The following is a 24,953-nucleotide window of genomic DNA, read 5'->3' as shown; positions in this document are numbered from 1 at the left end:
CATCATGGCACCGTTAATGCAAAGCTTCCTGCGCGGGCTAAAAGATCAGCGCGGCGTGGCAGCACCAATTATTGCGCTGGCTTTCACAGCGATTATTTCATCCGTTGGTGCATCTATTGACTATGCGCGCGCACAGATGGCGCAGGCCAAATTATCCGACACGCTGGATGCAGCAGCCCTTGCCGCTGGTTCGATTGTTAATGCGCAACCAACACAGGTTGAAACGATGGCTAATAACTATTTCAACGTCAATTTTCCACAAGGCTATATGGATGCGACCATATCACCACTCCAATTCGTCAATAACACCGAAGGCAATCCGCCTATTATTACTGCTAGCGCAACTATCCCCACCATTTTCATGGGTATCGTCGGCATTAACACCATGACGGTTAATGCACATACCGAAATTGCGAGAGCATCAAGCGGTCTTGAACTGGTGCTCGTTATGGATAACACAGGCTCCATGGCTGGCCAGAAATTGACTGAGCTGAAAGCATCAGCGACCGACCTTGTGAACATTCTATTTGGTAATAATGCCACCAAGGATGATTTATGGATCGGGCTTGTGCCATTTGCGCAAAGCGTGAATATCGGCAATAGCCATACCAGCTGGCTGGATGGTACCACGTTTGATTGGGGGCCAACATCATGGGGCGGCTGCGTCGATGCGCAGGATGGCGGCAAAGACCAATCCGATGATCCACCAACCACTACAGCCGACAAATTGCGCGCCTATTACTGGCCAAGCGATAGCAATAACACATGGCGCACCGTTAGCAGAAGAGGCAGGGTTACATACTCAACCATCACTTCTACACGCGGGCCAAATGCGTATTGCTCGAAAGAAGTGACGCCTATGACCAACCAGAAGGCTGCCATTCTGGAAGGCATTAACGCCATGACCGCAAATGGGAATACGCATGTGAACCTTGGCGCGGTGTGGGGATGGCGCATGCTGTCACCCAAATGGCGCGGCTTATGGGGTGGCACGATGAATGCGAATAACCTGCCACTCGATTACGGTACAGAAAAAATGACCAAAGTTGCCATCATTCTTACCGACGGCCAAAATACAATGAGCAACAGCACCCGCACATCCTATTGGTATTTGTCGGATGGCAAGTTGGGCACAACCAATAGCAGCAATGCTGTAGCCGAATTGGATAGACGCACGCTAGAGGTTTGCAATGCGATGAAAGCCAAAGGCATCATTGTCTATACCCTGCTATATGATTTGAATAATTCGACGATTGCTAATTTGTATTCAAATTGCGCATCAAAGCCGGATTATTTCTTCAATTCGCCGACCTATGACACGTTGCATAGCGCATTCCAGACGATTGGGGATTCACTGTCGAACTTGCATATCAGCAAATAGCTAAACACGCTCAGTGCATGCGCATGATGATACCGGCGTTGCGGCCAATGAAATAGGCAACGCATACGAAAATCGCAGCGCAGGCCACAACCATGCCCCACTGTTTGCCGCTAAGCGCGACGCGCTCTTCATAACGCCAGCGCTCTTCCATATCCTGAAAAAAGCTAACGAGTGGATTTTTTTGCGGTTCAATCGAAAGATCAACACGTTTTCGGGGGGCGGTCTTAATCGGCGGAACCGCCACACGCATCGCCCTGTTGGGCGGGGCCACTTTTTGTGGAGATGGCTTTTGCTGTACGCGCTGGTTTGGCGCAGATTTTTGTTGGCTACGTTGAGGTTGGGTACGTTGCTGTACAGATTGTTGTTGAGCCGCTTGCGGCGGAAGTGATACAGCCCGCGGCGCAGGTTGTTGTGCAAGGCGCGGCGGCACGCTGGCTGCCTTGGCAGCTTGGGCACCAATCGCACCCGGCGCAGTCTTACTTGGCAGCACATAGGCTTTCTTTTCTTCGCGTACACCAAGCTTGCTGAGCGTTTCCTTACGCTCCACCCGTTCGATATTATTATCGCTATGGGTCTTTAGGAATTCCTTGATACGCGTTGCATTCGCCGCATATTTCAGCGCTTTTTCTGTATCCCAGTTTTCCAGATACAAATCCAGCAACTGCTGCTGCAACTGGTCAGATTTCAAATCTTCTTCAAAAAGGAATAAGGGGTTCGCATGCATAAATTCGGATTTATGCGTATCAGGGTAAATTACGATCACACTAATTGGCACAAATTCTTTTAACGCCGGGTCGCACGCATCCAGTAATGCCATCATGGCCTTTTGCGCCTGCTTAATCGGATCGATGATTTTGTAATATTCTTTATTCGGCTGATACTGACTTACAAGGTCGCCGCTTTCCTCGACAATTTCGCCGCTTTTGATGCTGATACCCATCAAGCCTTTGGAACGGTGCAGCAGCACGATGTCGAGCGGACGATCGTATAAGTCGTCCATCTCCTCCAAATTTACTTTGGGATTATAAAAGACCAATAATTCGCTGGTGAAATTGCGCAGCGCAGTGCGAACATTCTGCCGCCCGCGAAGTTGCTCATCGCGGGATAGGTTGGGTGCAAGGGCCTGTACGCCTGAAACCATATGTTACTACGCCGTGTTGAGAATCTAAACGGCTATGCCGTCTTTCATTTCAATAACACGGTTTAATAGTTGCGCCAATTCAAGATTGTGTGTCGCCATCAGAATCGCGACCTGTTCGTTAACGCATACTTCCCTTAATACGTTAAAAACCATAGTCGCATTAGCGGCATCGAGATTGCCAGTTGGTTCATCGGCAATCAGCAATCGCGGCTTATTCGCAAGTGCACGCGCAATCGCAACGCGTTGCTGCTCGCCGCCGGATAGCTCTGCGGGGCGGTGGCTGAGTCGGTGCTCCAGCCCTACTTTTGTTAATAATTCTTTTGACCGTTCGGCGGCAACCGTTGGGGAACGGCCTGCAATCATCTGCGGCAAGGATACATTTTCAAGCGCCGAGAATTCTGGCAACAGATGGTGGAATTGATAGACAAAACCTATGCGTTTGGAACGAAGCGCCGTGCGTTGCTCATCACTATTCGCAATAACCTTTTCACTAGCAATAATCAGCTCTCCTGAATCTGCTTTATCCAGCAGACCGATGATTTGCAACAAAGTTGATTTCCCAGACCCCGAAGGCCCCACCAGCGCAACCATTTCACCGGGTTTGAGCGTTACGCTTACACCGCGCAAGACATCCAGCCGGTTTTCACCGCTGCGGAAGCTTTTGCGCAAATCGCGGGTGATAAGCACTTCATTATTCATAACCCCATTACTCATAACGTAACGCCTCCACCGGATCGAGACGCGCAGCGCGCCATGAGGGGTATAGCGTGGCAAGGAATGAAAGTCCCAGCGCCATAATGACCACCTGCACCACCTCGCCCATATCCAATTTGGCAGGAAGCTGGGAAAGGAAGTAGATTTCAGGTGAGAAAAGTTCCGTTCCGGTCAGGCTTTGCAGCGCTTGGCGGATGTTTTCAATATTCAGGCTAAACCCAACACCAAGCGCAACGCCCGCCAACGTGCCAACCACGCCAATTGATGCGCCGGAAAGAAAGAATATACGCATCACTGAACCGCGTGTTGCACCCATGGTGCGCAGAATGGCGATGTCGCGCCCCTTATCCTTCACCAGCATAATCATGCCGGAAATGATATTAAAGGCTGCGACCAAAATGATGAGCGTGAGAATTAGGAACATCACATTTCGCTCTACCTGTAATGCATTCACGAAGCTGGCATGCACATCGCGCCAACTTAGCAAACGCAGCGGCTGTTTAGATGTGTCATCCGCAGTTTTAATCACGGCATCATAAACATCATTCATTTTATTTGGGTCAGCGACCATCATTTCCAGCATGGTAATCCCCGCTGTATTACCTTGGCCCATGCCAAAGAAATTCTGCGCGGTTTCAATGGGCATGAAGACAAAGTTATTATCAAATTCAAACATGCCTACATCGTAAATCGCGGCAATCGGGAATGCCTGAATACGCGGAACGGTGCCAAATGCCGTTTGCATACCACGCGGAGAGACTAGCGTGATTTTGCCGCCTACCTTTACTCCCAAGCGCTGGGCCATACGAACGCCGATGGCAACACCATCTCCTTGGAACGCATCCAGACTGCCCTGCACCACTTTTTTGGAAAGCACGGGCTTCACCTTGATGTCTGCTGGCTTAATGCCGCGCACAACTGCGCCGGTTGCAGCTTCCTTGCTGGAGGTCAGTACTTGCCCCTCCACCAAGGGGGTGATGCCCTTTACGCCGGGGATTTTTGCCAGCGCATCAGTAAACATTGGCTCAGGATACAGAAAGCCACGTTGAGCATAAATATTCAAATGGCCATTCAGCCCAAGAATGCGGGAGAAGAGTTCGGCGCGAAAGCCGTTCATCACCGCCATGACAATAATCAGCGTTGCAACGCCCAGCGCAATACCAAGCAGCGAGAACCAGCTGATCACGGAAATAAAGCCTTCGCGGCGTTTTGCGCGCAAATACCGCCATGCAACTGTGCGCTCGAAGGTACTGAACATTACTTATTGTCTTTCTGGCCGCACACTTTCTTGAGCGCGTCTTCAATGGTTACTTCGGCACGTTCACCTGATTTACGGTTCTTAAGCTCCACAAGACCTTTATCTAAACCGCGCCCACCGATGATTTGCCATGGCAGACCAATCAAATCGCAATCCGCGAATTTTGTGCCTGCGCGTTCGTCGCGGTCATCATACAGCACTTCTACGCCTGCTTGCTGCAGTTTGGCGTAAATATCATCGCAAATCTTGGTCGCCGCCGCGTCATTCGCCTTCAAATTCAAAAGGCCAACCTTGTACGGTGCAACCGCTTCGGGCCAGATGATACCGGCATCATCGTGGCATGCCTCGATAATCGCGCCCACAAGGCGTGATACGCCAATACCATAAGAACCCATTTCCAAGGTGATGAGGTCGCCATTCGGCCCCGTTACCTTTGCGCCCATGGGTTCGGAATATTTGGTTCCGAAGTAGAAGATGTGCCCAACTTCAATCCCGCGTGCTTGCAATAATTCGCTGTCTGGCAAGCCAGCTGCGCCAGGTTTGTGCTTTTCATCGGTTGCGGCGTAAAGCTTGGTGTATTTATCAAAGAATGGATTTAAGTCATCATTATATCCTACGGCTTCTTTGAGCGGGTCGGTCTTTACCCAATCAGGATGGCAGAAGACGCCGCTTTCGCCGGTTTCAGCGAGAATAATAAACTCATGGCTCATATCGCCGCCAATCGGGCCCGTATCGGCCTGCATTGGAATGGCCTGCAAGCCCATGCGCGCAAAGATACGTAAGTATGATAGGAACATTTTTTGATACGCAATACGCGCGCCTGCCTTATCCAGATCAAATGAATAGGCATCTTTCATCAGGAATTCGCGGCCACGCATCACGCCAAAACGCGGGCGCACTTCATCGCGGAACTTCCATTGCATGTGGTACAAATTCTTCGGCACATCGCGGTAGGTTTTAACCGATGCGCGGAAAATATCGGTAATCATTTCTTCGTTGGTTGGCCCATACAGCATTTCGCGTTCATGGCGGTCTTTGATGCGTAGCATTTCCTTGCCATAAGCTTCATAGCGACCTGATTGCTGCCAGAGTTCTGCGGGTTGAATGGTGGGCATCAATACTTCTTGCGCGCCTGCTTCGTCTTGGCCTTCGCGCACAATCTGTTCGATCTTACGCAAAACGCGGTAGCCCATGGGAAGCCATGCATAAATGCCTGCACTGGTTTGGCGCACAAGTCCTGCGCGCAGCATCAAACGGTGCGAGACAATCTGCGCTTCGGTCGGGTTTTCTTTAAGCGTAGGCAGGAAATACTGGGATAAACGCATGGGATTTTAATCTTCTTTGGATAAGGCTGGGCGAGGAGATGAAGCTAATCAAAAACCGGAGCAATGTCACCCCAGTTATCACCTGATTTGGGCGTTATTGCGGCTTTTGATTACTGCACAAAACCGCCAGCTGGCGCTCACCCGCGTGATCCAGCGGCTGGTTGTTCAGATAAGCCTTGCCGTGTTTAAAGGTGATATAGCCGGCAACCGTTTCACCCGTTACCGCTGGCACATTCGGATTGTTGCCAGGCGTAACGGTTGGGATTTTTGGTACTTTCAACCCAAAAGCCTTGGCCGCATCGAGCGTAAGGCGAAGGTAGAGACTATCTTCAACATGATAATCAGTTGGCGGCGCAACATCCGCTGGCACAACTTTTTTGCCATGCACATTGACACCGGGTTTATACGCAACATCGGCATCGGGCACATGCTTGGTTACATAACGGCATGCCGATGCATCGACGCGAATGGTTTGAGTATTCTCTTGCGCAAAAACTGGCGCAGGCATCAGCAAAAAAAGCAAAACAAACAATTTTATCATTTGTATTTAAAGCCTTTCTTTTGCGCGTTTAGCCATGGCACATCATAATCTTTTTTAAGACGTTTATAAACGGGGCAGTTTTCTGCGTGGGAACCGGGTAAATACCCGATGCTCATTAAAAATTCGCCAGTAATTTCACCGCCCGTAAATTTGAAATGCTTCTTAAACAGCTTGACCCATTCTGGTTTGGTCAGTGGGTGATGATAGCTTAAAAACGCGGAAAAACCCTTTAGCGGCGGATCTTTGTATATATCGCGCAGGGCAATCAGACGTTTAGCGTTTTCAATAATAGCTTCCACTTTTAAACGGTTACGGATAATGCCTTCATCCGCCAGCAGGCGCTTTATATCCGCCGCTTTATATGCTGCAACCTTATTTACATTGAACTTGTCAAACGCCTTTACCATCTGTGGGCGCTTTTTAAGAACGATTTCCCACGACAACCCGGCCTGAAAAATTTCAAGACAAAGACGTTCGAATAATTCATGCTCAGCGGTTAAGGGGAAGCCGTATTGCTCGTTATGGTAATGCGCATGAACTTCGTGGTATGGCGCTTTGATGCAATAGCCGCTCATTTTTATCCTTTTGCCTCAAGCGATTTTATGTAAATAATACTCGTAACACGAGTGCATAATTTTTTACATATCACATGAGCCAAGATCCTATCACAGCCCGCGCAAAAAACTACCTTGCAAAATATCCCAAAGCACCAATCGAAGTTCGTATTGTAGATAAAGGAATTGCAATAGGCATTGGCCCAGCCAGCGAGGAACTGGTTAAATATATGGGCGAAGGAAAAAAGCTCAGCCAATCACAATTTGAAACAGCTATTCGTGAAGTCACCCAAATGATTGGGCGCACGCTAAAGGTAACAAGCGAACCCACGCGCACCAGTAGCGGCAGAGTGATTGAAGTTACCAAATTCGAAGTATCGCCGGTTTAATCGGCCCATTCTTTGGCCATGCGCGAGAAGGAAATGATATCCGACTGCACCAACGCATAGACGAAAAGCCATAAAATGCAGGTCAGTATGGTGGTGCGCAACACAACCTTTTTCATATCCGGCTGCACTGGCGTGCCGGGCATCATCCCTTTTTCCTGAACAGTTGGATGCTTTACACCCCATGGCAGCACCGCAAAAATAGCAACCCACCAGATAATCACGAACAGAACAATACCGCTGGTTATGGTCATATCTACACCCGCATCACATGCACTTCGGTAACCGGCTTTTTGCCATAGCGTTCATTCATAGCGCGGCGTACGGCATGCTTAACCGCATGTTGAACTGCAACATCATCGATGCGTTGTGATTTGGGCATGGTTTCGAACGCTTCGATCACGCTGGCTCGCGCAATATTTTTATCCTGTTCGCTACGCGCACTATCATCCACGCCAAATCCTTTAATGGTAATCTGCGGATCAACCAGCAATTTTCCTTTTTCATCGACCACCAGCGTGACAACGGCCATGCCATTCCACATCATCTTGGTGCGATCTTTGAACGCGCTGTCGGATAGTGGACGAACCTTGATACCATCGAGCACCCAGCGGCCCGATTGCACCTCCCCCACTTTTTCTGGCGCATCCGCTGCGGATAGCCGGATAATCTGGCCGTTAGCAGGAATGAGCGTATGCGGCACCTGGCATAATTTGGCAATACGCGCATTTTCCATCTGGTGGCGCATTTCGCCATGCACCGGCAATGCGATGTGCGGGCGTACCCATTGGTACATTTGCGTCAATTCATCCTGACACGGATGACCCGACACATGGATGGGGTAATCTTTATCTGTGACCACCTGTATGCCTTGGCGCGCCAATGCGTTTTGCACCTTGGCAATTGCTTTTTCATTACCAGGAATTTCGCGTGAGGAATACATGACCACATCGCCCTCCTCCAGCGTTAGTTCCTGATGGCTATCGGTCGCAAGCTTGGTCAGCGCGGCGCGGAATTCACCTTGGCTTCCGGTACAGATGTAAACAACCTTATCACGCGGTACATAGCCCGCTTCTTCTTCATTCAGGAAACGCACTTCATTTGGAATATAACCGGTATCGCGCGCGGCCTGTTCCATGCGCCATAGGGAACGTCCAACCAGCGCGGTTTCACGGCCATTTTCACGCGCCGCATAAAACACCGACAACAGCCGCGCCACATTACTTGAAAAGCACGTCACCACGATACGGTTATGATAATTCTTAAAGATCTTGCGGAATTCTTCACGCACATCTTTTTCCGAACCCGAATGCCCCGGCACCATAGCGTTGGTTGAATCCATCACAATCGCCAGTGTATTTTTGCTGCCAAGCCCTTTTAGCGTTTCAACATCAGTTGGGTTACCGACAAGCGGTGTTGGATCAAACTTCCAATCACCCGTATGCAACACATTCCCATGTTTGGTTTTGATGATGATGCAGTTGGATTCAGGAATGGAATGCGTAATATTGACCCATTGCATTTCAAACGGGCCAAGCTTTACCGTGCCCGATAACGGCACTTCGATAATTCTGATTTTATGCTGTAAGTCGCGTTCCTTCAGCTTTGCGCGCAGCAATGCCGCCGTGAATGGCGTTGCATAAACGGGACATTCCAGCTGCGGCCAAAGATATTCAATCGCACCCAGATGGTCTTCATGCCCATGGGTAAGCACCAAACCCACCAAATCATTCTTGCGCTCGGCAATAAAGGTAGGGTCAGGCATAATGACGTCTATGCCGGGCATGGTTTCATCGGCAAAGGTCACACCTAAATCGACCATCAGCCATTTGCCTTGCGTACCATACAGCGAAAGGTTCATGCCAATTTCGCCAGCACCGCCCAATGGTAAAAAATACAAGGCATCATCGCCTGGACGATAAAGGTCTTTATTCGGTTTACTCATTTCTTATTCTTTTCATAAATCAGGCGCAGGCCCGTTAGCGTTAAATCCATATCCACGTGTTGGATGATGGCTGTCCCTGTCTGGAACAACGGTGAAAGCCCGCCAGTAGCAATCACGGTCATTGCGGTTTTATTTATCTTTTCATATTCGCTGCGTAGCCGCGCAACCATGCCTTCTATGAGGCCGATATACCCCCAGTAAACGCCGGACTGCATCGCATCAATTGTGGTTGTGCCGATGACATGCTGTGGCCTGTCCACATTCACGCGCGGCAGCTTGGCAGCCGCCATATGCAACGCTTGCAGCGATAAATTGATGCCGGGAGCGATTGCGCCGCCTCTGTACCCTTCGCTATCGACCACATCAAACGTCGTCGCTGTGCCAAAATCGATGATAATAAGTGGTGGGCCATAAACATGGCAGGCCGCGACCGCATTTACCAAGCGGTCAGCGCCAACTTCCTGTGGGCGCGGCAACAATGCCTTAATCCCCAAATCCATCGTACTCTGGCCGATAATTAATGGTTCGCAGTTAAAGAACTGGCGGCACAGGGTTTTGAGTGTGAAATCCAAATCCGGGACAACCGATGCGATAATGGCGGCTTTGAAATCAGATGGCTTAATGCCTGCTTCTTTTAGCCAATGGGATAAGAATGCGCTGTATTCATCCTTGGTGCGCTTCCCGTCGGTTGCGCTGCGCCACGCGCCTTTAAGCGTTTGCCCGTCAAAGGCAGCAAACACAACATTGGTATTTCCAGCATCGATACACAGTAGCATTTATTCACTCTTACTTTTTTCAGGAAAAAACACATCGCCATGGGTGATGCGATGGACAAGGCCATCATTTTCCTTCAGCAGCAACGCGCCGCTTTCTTCATCCACGCCTATAAATGTGCCGGTAATTTTACCGCCATCCGGCAAAAACTCCGACACACGGATAGAAATGGTTTCATCCAAGTTTTTAGCAAGATTTAGCCATTCAGGGCGAATGTTTTTAAGCCCCAAAGCCAGCCAATTTTGATAAAGCGGCTCAAATTGCTGCAAAATAAGGGCTAGAACACTTTCAGGGGTTGCATCCTGCTGCTTGGCGCCTTCAAGAATGAGGTCAGTTGCCGGAAAAAGTGCGCCTTCGGGGTGGGTGCGGCAATTCACGCCAAAGCCCACCAGCATCACGTTTTGACCTGATGGGGTTTGATGGGCTTCCAGTAAAATTCCAGAAATCTTTTTGGCATTCACCAGCACATCATTAGGCCATTTGACCTGCACTTGGCTTTTGTTGGAAAGAATGCTTTTAAGCGCTTCGGCAATCGCCAACGACAATACAAAACACAACTGCCCCCATTCGATTTGAGGGCGGTCGGGTTTCAATACCAGCGTGGCATACAAATTACCCAGCGGGGAATCCCAAACGCGACTGCCGCGCCCGCGCCCTGCACCTTGTTCTTTAGCGGTAATTACGCTGCGATCAAAGGCAGCACCTTCATTTAAAAAGCGCGCAGCCTCTTGGTTGGTACTTCCGACTTTTTCAAGCGGGATATAGGTGTAACCTGGTGGCAGGTCCATAATTCAAATTAGCCAAACGGTTTAGTTTATCAGGGCCTGTGCCGCATCATGCGTAAGGGTAAGTGCCCATTCAGGCCTTACAGCCAGCGCCAGTATAAACAGCACCGTTACGCCAAGCAAGGTTGCAACACCCCAACCAGGAACGCGCTGGAAAGTTTCCATCTGCTTATCAAAATACATGATTTTGATGATGCGGAGATAATAATAGGCGCCAACCACACTTAGGCACACGCCCAATACCGCAAGCCAGACATACCCCGACTGCACAGCGGCAAGGAATACATAGAATTTACTAAAGAAGCCAGCAAGCGGTGGGATACCCATCATGGAGAACATGAAAACGGTCATGATGGCCGCCAGCGCAGGACGCGTTTTGGACAACCCCGCCAAATCACTGATTTGCTCCAGATACACGTCATCACGGCGCAGGGAGAGGATGATGCCAAATGCGCCAAGTGTCATCGGCAAATAGATGAGCAAATAAAGCAGTGTTGCCTGCACGCCTTCCAAACCGCCAGCCACAAGGCCAACCAATGCAAACCCCACATGGCCGATCGAAGAATACGCCATCATGCGTTTGATATTGCTTTGGGCAATAGCGGCAAATGCGCCAAGCGCCATCGATGCAACCGAGAGCACCAGAATGATAGGCGTGCTCTGGGCTAGCAGGCCGTGGAACGGCACGTAAAGCAGTTTGATGAGCAGCGCGATGCCTGCAAGTTTTGGTGCTGCCGCAAAGAAAGCGGTCACCGGTGTCGGGGCGCCTTCATACACATCGGGTGTCCACATATGGAATGGCACAGCAGAGATTTTGAACGCCATGGCCGCCAGAATAAATACAAAACCCAGCACGAGTTCAACGGGCGGCTTGTCTGCGGTTATCACTTCGCGCAACTGGCCAAATAAAATTGTACCCGAACCACCATAAATCAGTGAAATACCATAGAGCAGCAAACCGGAAGCCAGTGCGCCCAGCACGAAATACTTCAAACCACTTTCAGATGATTTGGCATTATCACGGCGGAATGCTGCGAGCACATAGAGTGTCAAGCTTTGGAGTTCGAGGCCCATGTAAAGCCCAAGCAAGCTTTCGGCAGAAACCATCAGCATCATGCCAAGCGTGGCAAACAGAACCAGCACCGGATATTCTGGACGGCTGAGCTTCGATGATTTCAGGAAATGCTGGCTAAGAACCAGCGATGCAAGCGCAGAAAGTAACAGCAGCACTTTAACAAACAGCACATAAGCATTCGACCCCACATGCCCGCCCATTACGATTACTTTGGCAGCTTCGTGATGCAACGAAGTGAATATGGCGATGATGAATGCAATACCTGTTGCGACGGTTATCGCGCCAGTTGACTTATCCCCCGCCATCGCGCCCCATAACAGCAATAGCATTCCAACGCAGGCCAGAAAGATTTCAGCGGCAACAGGATATAAATCGGTCAATTCCATGATTAATGCTCATCCTGAGTGGCGGGACGTTTGGCGGGTTTTTTGGTTGGCAGCGGCGAAGGTTCCTCGACTGGCAAAGCCTGCGATGTTACGGGTGCGTGTTGCTGGTAACTGACCACAATCGCTTTCAAAGCCGGCGCGGTGATATCTTTAAATACGCCGGGTTGAATTCCCATCCACAAGGTTAGAATGGCAAGCGGGGTAAACACCGCATATTCTTTCCATGTTAAATCCTTCATCTCTGCTACATCAGGCTTGTTCAATGGGCCAAAGAACACGCGGCGGTATAACCACAGCATGTAGGCCGCGCCAAGAATGACGCCAAGGCCAGCCACAGCCGCCATCCATGTATTCACAAGGAAAGCGCCCTGCATCGCCAGCAATTCGCCAACAAAGCCGCTGGTTGCCGGAAAACCGATGGATGCCATGGTGAACAGCATGGCAAACAACGCAAAATGCGGCATGTTATTTACAACGCCGCCATAGCGCGCGATTTCGCGCGTATGCAAACGGTCATAGAGCACACCCACGCACAGGAATAATGCCGACGACACAATGGTGTGGGATAGCATCACCATTACACTGCCTTCCATGCCTTGCTGGGTGCCGGTGAAGGCACCCATGGTTACATACCCCATATGCGCGACAGATGAATAGGCAATCAGTTTTTTCAAATCACCCTGCACCAGCGCAACGAGTGATGTATAAACAATCGCCATACCGGACAGAATAAACATGAAATTCGTAAATTCATGACTTGCCGCAGGCAGCATTTGCATCGAGACACGGATGAAGCCATAGCCACCCATTTTCAACAAAATACCCGCCAGAATAACCGAACCTGTTGTTGGCGCTTCCACGTGGGCATAAGGCAACCATGTATGAACCGGCCACATTGGTGTTTTAACCGCAAAGGATGCGAAGAACGCGAACCATAGCCATGTCTGCCATTCTTTTGGAAAATGGGCATTGAACATGGCGGTCATGTCGGTTGTGTGCATATGGATGCACATCGCCATCACCGCAACCAGCATCAGCACCGAACCCAGCAGCGTATAGATAAAGAACTTATATGCGGCATGTACGCGGCCAGAACCGCCCCATACGCCCACAATGAGGAACATAGGGAGCAATACGCCTTCAAAGAACACGTAGAATAAGATGAAGTCGAGGGCAGTGAACATGCCGATCATCATCGTTTCAAGAACCAAAAGGGCGATCAGGAATTCGCGCACACGTTCTTTCACGCTATCCCATGCGGCAAGGAAACACAGCGGCATCAAGAATGCAGATGCGACCACAAACCATACCGACAATCCGTCTATACCTTTTTTATAAAGGACCTTTACCGTGCCCAGCGTCATCCAATCTGCTTCCTCAACGAATTGCAGACCGGCTGAATTACCATTGAAATGGAACAGAATGAATGCACTGACAACAAAGGTTGCAATACTGGTCCAGAATGCAATGTGCTTGGCCGTATTATCGGTGCCCGCACCGTGTCCCGGCAACATCATCAGCACTGCAACGCCAACCAGCGGCAGGAAGTTCACAATAGTCAGTAATGGAAGTTGTAAAAGCTGTTCCATGGTTTAACCCCTGCCCATCCAGATAAGAAAGGCGACAAGCCCAATGACCACTGCAAATGCATAGTGATAGATATAACCTGTCTGTAATTTGCTGACCTGCGCGGCGGCGGTTTTAGACAGGGCCGAAACTCCATCTGGGCCAAGGCCATCAATCACTTTGTTATCACCAAACTGGAAGAAGAAACGGCCAAGTGCATTTGCGCCTTTGACAAAGATAAAGTTATAGATCTCATCGAAGTAGTATTTGTTATAGACCAGCGTGTAGAGCGGGCCAAACACCCGTGTAATGGCAGCCGGAACACCTTTCCAAGGGCCATAGAACAGAATTGCCAGAACAATTCCGCTAACCGCAGCACCCAGCGGCGCAAGCTTCACCCATTCCGGCACATGATGCATGTTTTCCATTGCGGGATGTTCTTTTAAAACAAGCAATGCTTCGCCCCAGAAATGTTCCATTGCTTCTTTTTCTGTGAACATATCAAAGAACAATATACCGGCAACCAATGCGCCAGTCGCCAACACGAATAAGGGGATAAGCATAACTGGCGGGCTTTCATGTGCATGATCAAGCACATGGTGATCACCTTGATGCTTGCCGTGGAAGGTCATCATAATCAAACGCCATGAATAGAATGCAGTCATAAACGCGGCCAGAATACCCATCCAATACGCGAACTCGCCCACTCCGCTATGCGCGGCAAAGGCTGCTTCCAAAATGGCGTCTTTGGAATAGAAACCCGCAAACCCATAAAGGCCTGGAATGCCCACACCTGCAAGCGCAAGCGAACCAATCCACATCAGCACATAGGTGGTTGGAATAACTTTCCAGATACCGCCCATTTTGCGCATATCTTGCTCACCCGATAGCGCATGGATAACCGAACCGGCACCAAGGAATAACAGCGCCTTGAAGAATGCATGGGTCATCAAGTGAAAAATAGAAACAGAATACGCAGACACGCCTGCGGCAAAGAACATATAGCCCAATTGCGACATAGTGGAATACGCAATCACGCGCTTAATATCGAACTGCGTTAAACCAATGGTTGCCGCAACAATCGATGTTAAAGCGCCAAGAACCGTGATGACCATTAGGGCAACAGGTGCATATTCAAACAGCGGCGACAAACGAGCGGTCATGAAGACGCCCGCCGTAACCATGGTGGCAGCGTGAATAAGAGCAGATACAGGCGTTGGCCCTTCCATCGCATCGGGCAGCCAGGTGTGCAGTAACAATTGCGCAGATTTACCCATCGCGCCGACAAACAGCAGCAAGCAAACGGTATCAAGGGCAGACAGGTTCATGCCAAGGAAGTGGATGTCTTTGCCAACAAAGTTTTTGGCCTGTTCAAAAATGGCGGAGAATTCAACCGACCCGAACAGCATAAAGCAACCAAAGATACCCAAAGCAAAACCAAAATCGCCCACGCGGTTCACAAGGAACGCCTTGATGGATGCATTATTGGCGCTTTCCTTTTCAAACCAGAAATTGATGAGTAGGTAGGACGCAAGCCCCACGCCTTCCCAGCCAAAGAACATCTGGATTAGGTTATCGCCCGTTACCAGCATCAACATGAAGAAGGTAAACAGTGACAGATAGCACATGAAACGTGGCTGGCACTTATCATGGCTCATATAGCCTACCGAATAAATGTGCACGCAGGTTGACACAATCGCCACCACACCAACCATGATGGCGGTCAAGGTGTCCCACATCACGCTCCAATTGGCGCGCAAATCACCCGATTGTATCCATGTAGCAATAACGTAGCTGCTATTGTGACCATTGAGTGCAACATTATTGAATTGCATTACCGCCACAACCGACAATGCGAGCATGAACCCGCAGGTAATAATTTGCGATGCGCGGTCACCCAGCTTGCGGCCAAAGAAGCCCGTTATCAGCGCGCCGAAGAGTGGAAAAAACAGGGCAAGTACTTCGATTGGCATCAGCTTAGCCCTTCATCATATTGATATCGTCAACCGCAATCGTGTTGCGATTGCGGAAATAGACCACAAGAATGGCAAGGCCAATGGCAGCTTCAGCAGCCGCAACAGTCAGCACGAATAAGGTGAACACCTGCCCCGTCAAATCACCCAGCTGCGCGCCAAAAGCGACAAAGTTGATGTTGACCGACAGCAAGATAAGTTCAATCGACATAAGAATGACGATGATGTTCTTGCGGTTCAGGAAAATCCCGAACACACCGATGGTGAATAAAATGGCGGCAACGGCCAGAAAGTGATGAATGGTAATGGGCATCATGATATGCCTGCGCCTTTCTGAACTTTGCGGATTTCAACGGCATCGCTGCGCTTGCGGGTAATCTGGCTATTGATGTTCTGGCGCAATACGCCGCCGCGATCACGCAGCGTAAGCACAATCGCGCCGATCATGGCTACCAGCAAAATCAGGCCCGCAATCTGGAACGGATAGACATAATCGGTATATAAAATCTGACCAATCGCCTGCGTATTTGTTGCAGCAGCGTGTTTGGCAGCAGGAGAGAGAATACTAGAGCCAGCCGTTGGCAGGCTCTGCCAATTTATCGCGGTCATCACCATTTGCGATACCAGCACAAGACCAACCAGAATGCCGACAGGGAGTGATTTCCATGCGCCTTTGCGCAAGGCTTCGAAATCGATATCCAGCATCATCACAACGAACAGGAACAGCACGGCGACCGCGCCCACATACACAATCACCAAAATGAAGGCCGCAAATTCCGCGCCCAGCAGCAAGAACAGCCCCGCCGCATTAAAGAATGCAAGGATAAGGAATAGAACCGAATGCACAGGGTTGCGTGATGCAATCACCATCATGGCTGATAGCACCAGCACACCAGCAAACAGATAAAATAAAAAAGTAGGAATAAGTTCAGCGTTCATTTAAGGCTTACCTATAAGGGGCATCTTTGGTCATATTGGCTGCAATTTCGGGTTCCCAGCGGTCCCCGTTCGCCAATAATTTTTCCTTGTTGTAGTAAAGTTCTTCGCGCGTCAGCGTCGCGTACTCAAAATTCGGGCCTTCCACAATGGCGTCAACGGGGCATGCTTCCTGGCATAGGCCGCAATAGATGCACTTAATCATATCGATGTCGTAGCGCGTGGTACGCCGGCTACCATCTTCGCGTGGTTCTGCTTCGATGGTAATTGCTTGCGCAGGGCAAATCGCTTCACACAGCTTGCAGGCAATGCAGCGTTCTTCGCCGTTTGGGTAGCGGCGAAGTGCGTGTTCACCGCGAAAGCGTGGACCAATCGGCCCTTTTTCAAACGGATAGTTAATCGTCACACGGCGGCGGAACATATACGAGAAGGTCAACGCCATTCCCTTGATAATATCCCACAACAAAAAGCGTTTTACGGAATGAAATATGCTCATATTAAACCCCAACTTTCGGGAAATTTCCCGTCGAAACCAGATAGCCCGCAACGCCAATTACGTAAATCAATGAGAACGGCAGGAACACTTTCCAGCCCAAACGCATCAATTGATCATAGCGGTAGCGCGGCAGCGTTGCGCGGACCCAAAGGAACATAAACAGCATGAAGCAGATTTTGCTGGTGAACCAGAAAATACCCCATAATGGTTCAAGGAATTCAATCGGACATTGCCAGTTAAACGGCGCCAGCCAGCCGCCAAGGAACAGGATGACGGTCATGCCGCTCATCAAAATCATATTCGCGTATTCGCCAAGGAAAAACAGCGCAAAGGACATGGAGGAGTATTCGACGTTGAACCCGCCAACCAGTTCAGATTCACCTTCCGGTAAATCGAAGGGTGCGCGGTTGGTTTCCGCAAGTCCTGAAATAAAGAATACGATAAACATCGGGAATAGCGGTATCGCGTACCACATATTGGTTTGCCCGCGCACAATGTCAGACAAATTCAATGAACCGGCCAACAGCAACACATTGATAATCACAAGACCGATGGATACTTCATATGAAACCATCTGCGCAGCCGAGCGAAGACCACCAAGGAATGCGTATTTTGAATTGGATGCCCAACCCGCCATGATGATGCCATAGACCGCAAGCGATGACACCGCAAACAGGTACAAAACACCCACATTCACATTCGCCAGCACCAATTTATCGCTGAACGGAATAACCGCCCATGATACCAGCGAGAGGAAGAAGGTCAGCATTGGCGCAGCGATGAAAATGAAACGGTTTGCACCGCTGGGGATAATGGTTTCTTTGCCCATCAATTTCAGCGCATCCGCAAAGGGCTGGAACAGACCGAACGGCCCAACCACATTAGGGCCCATGCGCAATTGCATCGCCGCCAGAACCTTGCGTTCTGCGTAAATCAGATAAGCAACGCCCAAAAGCACTGGAACCATAATTGCAAAAATACGCACAACCAGCCAGATGATGGCGCCAATTGGCGTTTGGATGAATGCGTTAAAGGCTTCTAATAATTCGTTCATTCCGCAGCCTCCGCAACTGGCTTAAGGAACGCCTCTACACATTGCGCCATGGTAGGTGATGCGCGGCTAATCACATCGGTTTGATAGAAATTGGTGATGGATGAACGGAGCGGCGCGGATTCCAAAACGCCATCACGTGCAAAATTATTCCACGGCGCGGGCTCCACATGGTCTAGCCGTGCGAACAGCGCATGCGCTTGAACCATTTTTTGGCGGATTTGTGGAAGCGTATCGTATGGCAAGGCTTGGCCCAACACTTCCGACAATGCGCGGATGATTTGCCAATCTTCCTTCGCTTGACCCGGCGGGAAAGTTGCGCGGCGCGTGGATTGCAAACGGCCTTCGGTATTCATGTAAAGCGCGCTCTTTTCAGTATAGGCCGCGCCTGGTAAAATCACATCTGCGCGGCTTGCACCGGCATCGCCATGATGGCCTTGATACACCACAAAGGTGTTACCCAATTTGCCCATATCGATTTCGTCCGCGCCCAATAAATACAGCAAACCAATTCTGCCCTGCCCTGCGGCGGTGATAATATCATTCGTTGCCATGCCGCCAGCAGCGGGAACAAAGCCCATATCCAAACCAGCCACGCGCGATGCAACAGTTTGAAGAATGTTAAACCCGTTCCATCCCTCGCGAACCATATTATAGGTTTCGGCAATTTTGCGTGCACGGTATTGGATGAACAAGCCATCCTTACGCGCCAGCGCCCCTGCCCCAACAATAATCATCGGATTTTTTGCATTCTTCAGCAACTCAGAGAATGCATTGCGGCCTTGGAGAATTTCGTCCAATACCAAAGGGTTCGCACCCAAATATTTGGTTGGGTAGGTTAAATCGGCTTGCTCGCCAATCACGCCCACCTTTAAACCACCGCGCAGCCAGCGCTTGCGGATACGTGCGTTGATAAGCGATGCTTCAACGCGCGGATTGGTGCCCACCAACAAAATCACATCGGCCTGTTCAATGCCGGAGATTTTGGAATTGAAGGTATAGCCCGCGCGCTGCGATACATCGTATTGCGCGCCATCCTGACGGCAATCGATGTTGGGGGACTTAAGCTGCTGCATCAATTGCTTGAGCGCAAACATCGCCTCCGCATCTGCCAAATCGCCGGCAATGGCAGCGATGCCTTCACCCGGCAATCCCTTTAACTGACGTGCAATCGCGGCAAATGCTTCGCCCCAATTGGCAGGCTTCAACTTACCATCAACGCCGCGCACATAAGGTGTATCAAGACGCTGACGCTTGAGGCCATCACATGCATAGCGCGTCTTATCATTAATCCATTCTTCGTTCACATCTTCATGCAAACGGGGCAAAATACGCATGACTTCCTGCCCGCGCGTATCAACGCGGATGTTAGAGCCAACGGCATCGAGCACGTCGATGGTTTCGGTTTTTGAAAGTTCCCACGGGCGTGCTTCGAATGCGTAAGGCTTATTGGTCAATGCACCAACGGGGCACACGTCAACCAGATTGCCAGATAATTCGCTGGAAACCGCTTTTTCAATATAGGTGCCGATTTCCAAATGTTCGCTGCGGCCAAACCCACCCAGTACAGGCGTACCCGCAATTTCATCGGCAAAGCGAACACACCGCGTGCAGTGAATGCAGCGGGTCATCACCGTTTTAACAAGCGGGCCTAATTCTTTATCTTTCACCGCGCGTTTTGCTTCGGCATAACGGCCACGGTCAAAGCCATAAGCAACGGCTTGGTCTTGCAAATCGCACTCCCCGCCTTGATCGCAAATGGGGCAATCCAGCGGATGGTTGATGAGCAACATTTCCATGACGTTTTTGCGCGCGCGCAAAACAACGGGCGTATTGGTTTTTACCACCATGCCTTCGCCGCATGGTAATGCGCAGCTGGCCTGTGGCTTTGGTGTCTTTTCAACTTCCACCAAGCACATGCGGCAATTCGCAGGAACAGAAAGCTTATCGTGGTAGCAAAACCGCGGCACTTCGATGCCAAGCTGTTCGCATGCTTGCAGTACCGAGGTTCCCGGCGCCACTTCCAATTCGATGTCGTTGATTTTAAGTTTGGGCATGATGCTACGCAGCCTGCTTTCGGTAATCGAGAATGCGTTGTTCCACCAATGGGCGGAAATGACGGATTAAACCTTGGATTGGCCAACCCGCAGCATCGCCATGGGCGCAAATGGTGTGGCCTTCAATTTCACGGGTGACATCAATCAGCATGTCGATTTCTTCTAATCGTGCATTGCCTTTCACCATGCGTTGCATCACGCGGTACATCCAACCCGTGCCTTCACGGCATGGCGTACATTGACCGCAGCTTTCATGCATATAGAAACGCGATAAACGCGCGATGGCATAAATCAAATCGGTCGATTTATCCATGACGATAAGACCCGCGGTACCTAAACCCGATTGCACAGCCTTCAAGCTGTCAAAATCCATCAATACGGTATTGCAGATTTCCTTTGGCAATAAGGGGGTTGATGAACCACCGGGAATGACCGCCAGCAAATTATCCCACCCGCCACGCACGCCGCCCGCGTATTTATCAATCAGCTCCCGCATGGGGATGCTCATCACCTCTTCGACATTGCATGGCTGGTTCACGTGCCCTGAAATGCAATACACCTTGTTGCCGGAATTCTTTTCACGGCCCATGCCTGCAAACCAAGCAGCCCCGCGGCGCAGAATTTCAGGAACCACAGCGATGGTTTCAACATTGTTCACGGTTGTGGGTGATGCGTATAAACCGGCATTGGCTGGAAATGGCGGCTTGTTGCGTGGTTGGCCTTTTTTGCCTTCCAAACTTTCCAGCAGCGCGCTTTCTTCACCGCAAATATATGCGCCAGCGCCGCGATGTAGATAAATATCGATATCCCAACCGCTGCCGCATGCGTTCTTGCCGATTAAGCCAGCGGCATATGCTTCTTCAATTGCGATTTGCAAGTTCTTGGCTTCATTCACAAACTCGCCGCGAATATAGATATAGGAAGCATGCGCATTAATCGCGAATGCACCACAGACAATGCCTTCTAGCAAACGGTGCGGGTCAAAACGGATGATGTCGCGGTCTTTGCATGTGCCGGGTTCGGATTCATCGGCATTGACCACCAGATAATGTGGGCGATCCGATGGTTTGGGCATAAAGCTCCACTTCATGCCCGTCGAAAAACCTGCGCCACCTCTGCCACGCAAACCAGAATTTTTAACTTCATCTATAATCTTGGCTTGGCCCATCGCCAATAATTCTTTGGTGTTTGACCACACGCCGCGACTGCGGGCGCCAGCCAGCTTCCAGTCTTCGAAGCCGTACAGATTTGTAAAAACCTTGTCTTTTTCTGCGAGCATCGTTTACGCCTTCTTTGCCCCGTTTTGATTTATATTGGCCGGATGGCTTCCTTGCCGTCCGGTTTGCGAGCCGATGGATGGTTTCTTGCCAGCCGCCAGATCATCACAAATCTGCGCGAAGCTTTCGCCGGTTAAATCTTCATAATAATCATCATTAATTTGTACCATCGGCGCATTCACGCATGCGCCAAGGCATTCGACTTCCATCATGCTGAACATGCCGTCTTTGGATGTTTCGCCGTCTGTGATGCCCAGTTTGGATTTGCATACGTGCTTAATATCATCACTGCCACGCAGCCAGCATGGGGTTGTTGTGCACACTTGCAACAGAAATTTGCCAACAGGCGCGCGGTTGAACATCGTATAAAAACTGGCAACTTCATAAACGCGCACGGGCGGCATTTCCAGCATTTCGGCGACAACATCCATCGCCGCAACAGGCAGCCAGTTATCGTGCTGCGCTTGCGCAAGCTGCAATAAAGGTATTACCGCACTTGCTTCACGGTTCTTTGGATACTTGGCAATAAACCATTTGGCCTTTTCCAGATTTTCCGGCGTGAAAGCAAAGGTTTTAGGTTGCTTGGCGTTGATGTTGGCTGGCGCGCTCATCGGTCAATTTCTCCGAATACAATGTCCATGCTGCCTACAATCGCCACCGCATCGGCCAGCATGTGGCCTTTGCACATGAAATCGGTGCCTTGCAAATGCGGGAATCCCGGTGCGCGAATTTTGCAGCGATAGGGTTTATTCGAACCATCGGAAACCAGATACACGGCGAATTCACCTTTTGGGGCTTCAACGGCTGTATAGGTTTCGCCCGCTGGCACGTGATAACCTTCGGTATATAATTTAAAGTGATGGATAAGCGCTTCCATCGATGATTTCATTTCCGCGCGCGGCGGCGGCGCGATTTTGCGGTCATCCACCTTAATCGGACCTTGCGGCATTTGTTTTAAACACTGCCGGATGATGCTATTGGACTGGCGCATTTCTTCCATGCGCACCAGATAACGCGCATAACAATCACCCGTTAACCCCACCGGAATATCGAATTCCATTTTATCGTACACATCATAAGGTTGCGATTTACGCAAATCCCACGCCACATTCGATGCGCGCAGCATTGGCCCCGTAAAGCCCCACGCCAATGCCTGTTCTTTTGAAACAATGCCGATATCCACCGTGCGCTGCTTGAAAATCGGGTTTTCATTGAGCAAGTTTTCGATGTCTTGCATGAATCGCGGGAAGTTTTCGGTGTATTCCCAAATGTCTTCCGCCAAACCCTTTGGCAAATCCTGATGCACACCGCCCGGACGGAAATAATTCGAGTGCATGCGGGCGCCCGAAACGCGTTCATAGAATTCCATCAACTTTTCGCGTTCTTCGAATGCCCAAAGGGATGGTGTAATCGCGCCTACGTCAATCGCAAAGGTGGTGATGTTGAGCAAGTGGTTCAGAATGCGGGTAATTTCCGAGAACATCACGCGGATGTATTGCGCGCGGATCGGCGGCGTGATTTTCAAAAGCTTTTCAACCGCCAATGCAAACGCATGCTCTTGGTTCATCGGGCTTACGTAATCAAGGCGGTCAAAATACGGAATGGCCTGTAAATACGTTTTATGTTCAATCAACTTTTCTGTGCCACGGTGCAGCAACCCAATATGCGGGTCGGCGCGTTCAACAATTTCGCCATCCATTTCCAAAATCAGACGCAATACACCATGCGCTGCCGGATGCTGCGGCCCGAAATTGATTGTGAATGGTTTGATTTGAACTTCCTGACTCATCTATGCCTTCTTCATCAGCTTAATGGGGTTTGCTGCTTTTTCATCGCCGGGCAGCTGAACATTGGTCATGCCTTCCCATGGGCTGAGCGCATCGAAATTGCGGAAATCCTGTGTGAGTTTCACGGGTTCATAAATCACGCGCTTTTGTGCATCGTCATATCGCACTTCCACATAACCGGTCAGCGGGAAATCTTTACGCAGCGGGTGACCTTCAAAACCGTAATCGGTCATGATGCGTCGTAAATCAGGATGACTGGAAAACAGCACGCCGTATAAATCATAGACTTCGCGCTCATACCAGTTTGCAGCCGGGTAAACTGACACAACCGATGGCACGGGTTGCTGTTCATCCGTTGACAGTTTCACGCGCAGGCGCAGGTTACGGGTCAGGCTGATAAAATTATATACCAGCTCAAAACGCTCAGGGCGTTCGGGATAATCCACCGCCGTTACATCCATAATGCTTTCAAAGCCAAGCTTGTCACGCAACGACATAAGCACCGATACAACAGCATCACGCGGAATAGTGATAACCAGTTCACCGTAGATGAACTCGGATGATTTTTGGCGATCACCCAACAATTCGGTGATTTGTGTTTGCAATACAGTTAACTGTTCCAAACTCATGATGCCCTGCTTATCACACGGTTACCCTGGCGGATTTTACGGTGCAATTGCATAATGCCGTAAAGCAATGCCTCTGCAGTTGGCGGGCAACCGGGCACAAAAATATCAACGGGAACGATGCGGTCACACCCGCGCACCACCGAATAGGAATAATGGTAATAGCCGCCGCCATTCGCGCAGCTGCCCATGGAAATGACCCAGCGTGGTTCGGCCATTTGGTCATAAACCTTGCGCAGCGCGGGCGCCATTTTATTGGTAAGCGTTCCTGCAACAATCATCACATCCGATTGACGCGGCGATGGGCGCGGCATCATCCCAAACCGGTCTAAATCGTAGCGGGACATATAGGCATGGATCATTTCAACGCCGCAGCACGCCAACCCAAATGTCATGGGCCACATGGAGCCCGTACGAGCCCAATTGAGCAAGTCATCCAGCTTGGTCAGCAGAAAGCCTTTTTCCTGCACCACATTATTGATGCCGGCGGTTAACTCCTGCGGGTTTTTCATAATGATATTACTCATTCCCACTCCAGCGCACCCTTGCGCCATTCATAAATAAAGCCAATTGTTAATACGCCCAAAAACACCATCATCGACCAGAAGCCGAACATGCCAATTGCGCCTAGCGAAACCGCCCATGGGAATAAAAACGCAATTTCCAAATCAAAAATGATGAAAAGAATGGAAACCAGATAAAAGCGGACATCGAATTTGTGACGCGCATCGCTGAACGGGTCAAAGCCACATTCATAGGGTGAAAGTTTTTCGGCATCCGGTTTTTGCTTCGCCAGCAAGAACGAGAGGCCAATCATGACCCCGGACATGCCGATAGCTAATAACAGGAACACAAATACGGGAAAGTAGGTTTGGATAAGTTCAGAAGACATGAGGCGAAACTACAGATTTTACCGCTC

The 24,953-nt window shown here is 50.1% G+C and carries 26 protein-coding genes; 2 read left to right on the top strand and 24 right to left on the bottom strand.

Annotation, left to right across the window (positions count from 1 at the left end):
* Window positions 1-4 precede the first annotated feature (4 nt).
* Window positions 5-1,381, top strand: coding sequence for a pilus assembly protein TadG-related protein (locus SFW65_04340; GenBank protein ID MDX1922341.1), 1,377 nt, complete (start codon window positions 5-7; stop codon window positions 1,379-1,381).
* 10 nt (window positions 1,382-1,391) lie between these two features.
* On the opposite strand, the gene SFW65_04335 is transcribed toward SFW65_04340, so the two are convergent.
* The 6 genes from SFW65_04335 to SFW65_04310 all read right to left on the bottom strand — a co-directional run bounded on the left by SFW65_04335 (window position 1,392) and on the right by SFW65_04310 (window position 6,935).
* Complete coding sequence (locus tag SFW65_04335; GenBank protein ID MDX1922340.1) at window positions 1,392-2,522, bottom strand: NERD domain-containing protein; 1,131 nt, start codon at window positions 2,520-2,522, stop codon at window positions 1,392-1,394.
* A gap of 24 nt (window positions 2,523-2,546) precedes the next feature.
* On the bottom strand, window positions 2,547-3,221 hold the full coding sequence (locus tag SFW65_04330) for an ABC transporter ATP-binding protein (GenBank protein ID MDX1922339.1): 675 nt from the start codon (window positions 3,219-3,221) through the stop codon (window positions 2,547-2,549).
* A gap of 7 nt (window positions 3,222-3,228) precedes the next feature.
* Window positions 3,229-4,494: a lipoprotein-releasing ABC transporter permease subunit gene (locus SFW65_04325; protein ID MDX1922338.1), complete on the bottom strand. Its 1,266-nt coding sequence runs from the start codon at window positions 4,492-4,494 to the stop codon at window positions 3,229-3,231.
* Complete coding sequence (locus SFW65_04320; protein MDX1922337.1) at window positions 4,494-5,819, bottom strand: proline--tRNA ligase; 1,326 nt, start codon at window positions 5,817-5,819, stop codon at window positions 4,494-4,496. Before SFW65_04320 ends, SFW65_04325 begins: the two co-directional genes overlap by 1 nt.
* Window positions 5,820-5,913: 94 nt before the next feature.
* Window positions 5,914-6,327 (bottom strand): hypothetical protein, encoded by a 414-nt coding sequence (locus SFW65_04315; protein ID MDX1922336.1) that lies wholly within the window; start codon window positions 6,325-6,327, stop codon window positions 5,914-5,916.
* A gap of 29 nt (window positions 6,328-6,356) precedes the next feature.
* Window positions 6,357-6,935 (bottom strand): DNA-3-methyladenine glycosylase I, encoded by a 579-nt coding sequence (locus SFW65_04310; protein MDX1922335.1) that lies wholly within the window; start codon window positions 6,933-6,935, stop codon window positions 6,357-6,359.
* 74 nt (window positions 6,936-7,009) lie between these two features.
* Here SFW65_04310 and SFW65_04305 point away from each other — a divergent pair, with 74 nt between their 5' ends.
* Window positions 7,010-7,303: a hypothetical protein gene (locus SFW65_04305; protein ID MDX1922334.1), complete on the top strand. Its 294-nt coding sequence runs from the start codon at window positions 7,010-7,012 to the stop codon at window positions 7,301-7,303.
* Here SFW65_04305 and SFW65_04300 read toward each other — a convergent pair.
* Genes SFW65_04300 through SFW65_04215 form a run of 18 tightly spaced genes read right to left on the bottom strand, consistent with a single transcriptional unit; the run spans window position 7,300 to window position 24,926 of the window.
* A complete protein-coding gene (locus SFW65_04300; protein ID MDX1922333.1) occupies window positions 7,300-7,554 on the bottom strand; it encodes a DUF1467 family protein in 255 nt (84 codons plus the stop codon). The two genes, SFW65_04305 and SFW65_04300, sit on opposite strands and share 4 nt — an antisense overlap.
* A 2-nt stretch (window positions 7,555-7,556) precedes the next feature.
* The gene (locus SFW65_04295) at window positions 7,557-9,245 is read right to left on the bottom strand and encodes a ribonuclease J (GenBank protein MDX1922332.1); all 1,689 of its coding nucleotides are present in this window, start codon (window positions 9,243-9,245) and stop codon (window positions 7,557-7,559) included.
* Window positions 9,242-10,021, bottom strand: a complete 780-nt coding sequence (locus SFW65_04290; GenBank protein MDX1922331.1) for a type III pantothenate kinase — start codon at window positions 10,019-10,021, stop codon at window positions 9,242-9,244. Before SFW65_04290 ends, SFW65_04295 begins: the two co-directional genes overlap by 4 nt.
* Window positions 10,022-10,807 carry a biotin--[acetyl-CoA-carboxylase] ligase gene (locus SFW65_04285; protein ID MDX1922330.1) on the bottom strand — a complete coding sequence of 262 codons (786 nt, stop codon included), beginning with the start codon at window positions 10,805-10,807 and terminating at the stop codon, window positions 10,022-10,024.
* A gap of 21 nt (window positions 10,808-10,828) precedes the next feature.
* Entirely contained in the window at window positions 10,829-12,265 is a 1,437-nt protein-coding gene (nuoN, locus tag SFW65_04280) for an NADH-quinone oxidoreductase subunit NuoN (GenBank protein ID MDX1922329.1), read from the bottom strand.
* Window positions 12,266-12,267: 2 nt separating this feature from the next.
* The gene (locus tag SFW65_04275; protein MDX1922328.1) at window positions 12,268-13,854 is read right to left on the bottom strand and encodes an NADH-quinone oxidoreductase subunit M; all 1,587 of its coding nucleotides are present in this window, start codon (window positions 13,852-13,854) and stop codon (window positions 12,268-12,270) included.
* Between the two features lie 3 nt (window positions 13,855-13,857).
* Window positions 13,858-15,804, bottom strand: a complete 1,947-nt coding sequence (gene nuoL / locus SFW65_04270; protein ID MDX1922327.1) for an NADH-quinone oxidoreductase subunit L — start codon at window positions 15,802-15,804, stop codon at window positions 13,858-13,860.
* 4 nt (window positions 15,805-15,808) lie between these two features.
* Window positions 15,809-16,117 (bottom strand): NADH-quinone oxidoreductase subunit NuoK, encoded by a 309-nt coding sequence (gene nuoK, locus SFW65_04265; protein MDX1922326.1) that lies wholly within the window; start codon window positions 16,115-16,117, stop codon window positions 15,809-15,811.
* Window positions 16,117-16,743 (bottom strand): NADH-quinone oxidoreductase subunit J, encoded by a 627-nt coding sequence (locus SFW65_04260; GenBank protein ID MDX1922325.1) that lies wholly within the window; start codon window positions 16,741-16,743, stop codon window positions 16,117-16,119. Before SFW65_04260 ends, nuoK begins: the two co-directional genes overlap by 1 nt.
* A gap of 7 nt (window positions 16,744-16,750) precedes the next feature.
* Complete coding sequence (gene nuoI, locus SFW65_04255) at window positions 16,751-17,236, bottom strand: NADH-quinone oxidoreductase subunit NuoI (protein MDX1922324.1); 486 nt, start codon at window positions 17,234-17,236, stop codon at window positions 16,751-16,753.
* Between the two features lies 1 nt (window position 17,237).
* On the bottom strand, window positions 17,238-18,290 hold the full coding sequence (gene nuoH / locus SFW65_04250; GenBank protein MDX1922323.1) for an NADH-quinone oxidoreductase subunit NuoH: 1,053 nt from the start codon (window positions 18,288-18,290) through the stop codon (window positions 17,238-17,240).
* The gene (nuoG, locus tag SFW65_04245) at window positions 18,287-20,344 is read right to left on the bottom strand and encodes an NADH-quinone oxidoreductase subunit NuoG (GenBank protein MDX1922322.1); all 2,058 of its coding nucleotides are present in this window, start codon (window positions 20,342-20,344) and stop codon (window positions 18,287-18,289) included. The genes nuoH and nuoG overlap by 4 nt, the downstream gene beginning before the upstream one ends.
* 4 nt (window positions 20,345-20,348) lie before the next feature.
* On the bottom strand, window positions 20,349-21,623 hold the full coding sequence (gene nuoF / locus SFW65_04240; GenBank protein ID MDX1922321.1) for an NADH-quinone oxidoreductase subunit NuoF: 1,275 nt from the start codon (window positions 21,621-21,623) through the stop codon (window positions 20,349-20,351).
* A gap of 3 nt (window positions 21,624-21,626) precedes the next feature.
* Entirely contained in the window at window positions 21,627-22,232 is a 606-nt protein-coding gene (nuoE, locus tag SFW65_04235) for an NADH-quinone oxidoreductase subunit NuoE (protein ID MDX1922320.1), read from the bottom strand.
* On the bottom strand, window positions 22,229-23,410 hold the full coding sequence (locus tag SFW65_04230; GenBank protein ID MDX1922319.1) for an NADH-quinone oxidoreductase subunit D: 1,182 nt from the start codon (window positions 23,408-23,410) through the stop codon (window positions 22,229-22,231). The genes nuoE and SFW65_04230 overlap by 4 nt, the downstream gene beginning before the upstream one ends.
* Window positions 23,411-24,037, bottom strand: a complete 627-nt coding sequence (locus SFW65_04225; GenBank protein MDX1922318.1) for an NADH-quinone oxidoreductase subunit C — start codon at window positions 24,035-24,037, stop codon at window positions 23,411-23,413.
* On the bottom strand, window positions 24,034-24,546 hold the full coding sequence (locus tag SFW65_04220; protein ID MDX1922317.1) for an NADH-quinone oxidoreductase subunit B family protein: 513 nt from the start codon (window positions 24,544-24,546) through the stop codon (window positions 24,034-24,036). Before SFW65_04220 ends, SFW65_04225 begins: the two co-directional genes overlap by 4 nt.
* An 11-nt stretch (window positions 24,547-24,557) precedes the next feature.
* Window positions 24,558-24,926 carry an NADH-quinone oxidoreductase subunit A gene (locus SFW65_04215; protein MDX1922316.1) on the bottom strand — a complete coding sequence of 123 codons (369 nt, stop codon included), beginning with the start codon at window positions 24,924-24,926 and terminating at the stop codon, window positions 24,558-24,560.
* Between the last annotated feature and the right edge of the window lie 27 nt (window positions 24,927-24,953).

Source organism: Alphaproteobacteria bacterium, from assembly GCA_033762625.1.
In the GTDB taxonomy this organism is placed as follows: Bacteria; Pseudomonadota; Alphaproteobacteria; order UBA9219; family RGZA01; genus RGZA01.
This window is presented reverse-complemented; position numbering and strand designations above follow the sequence as displayed.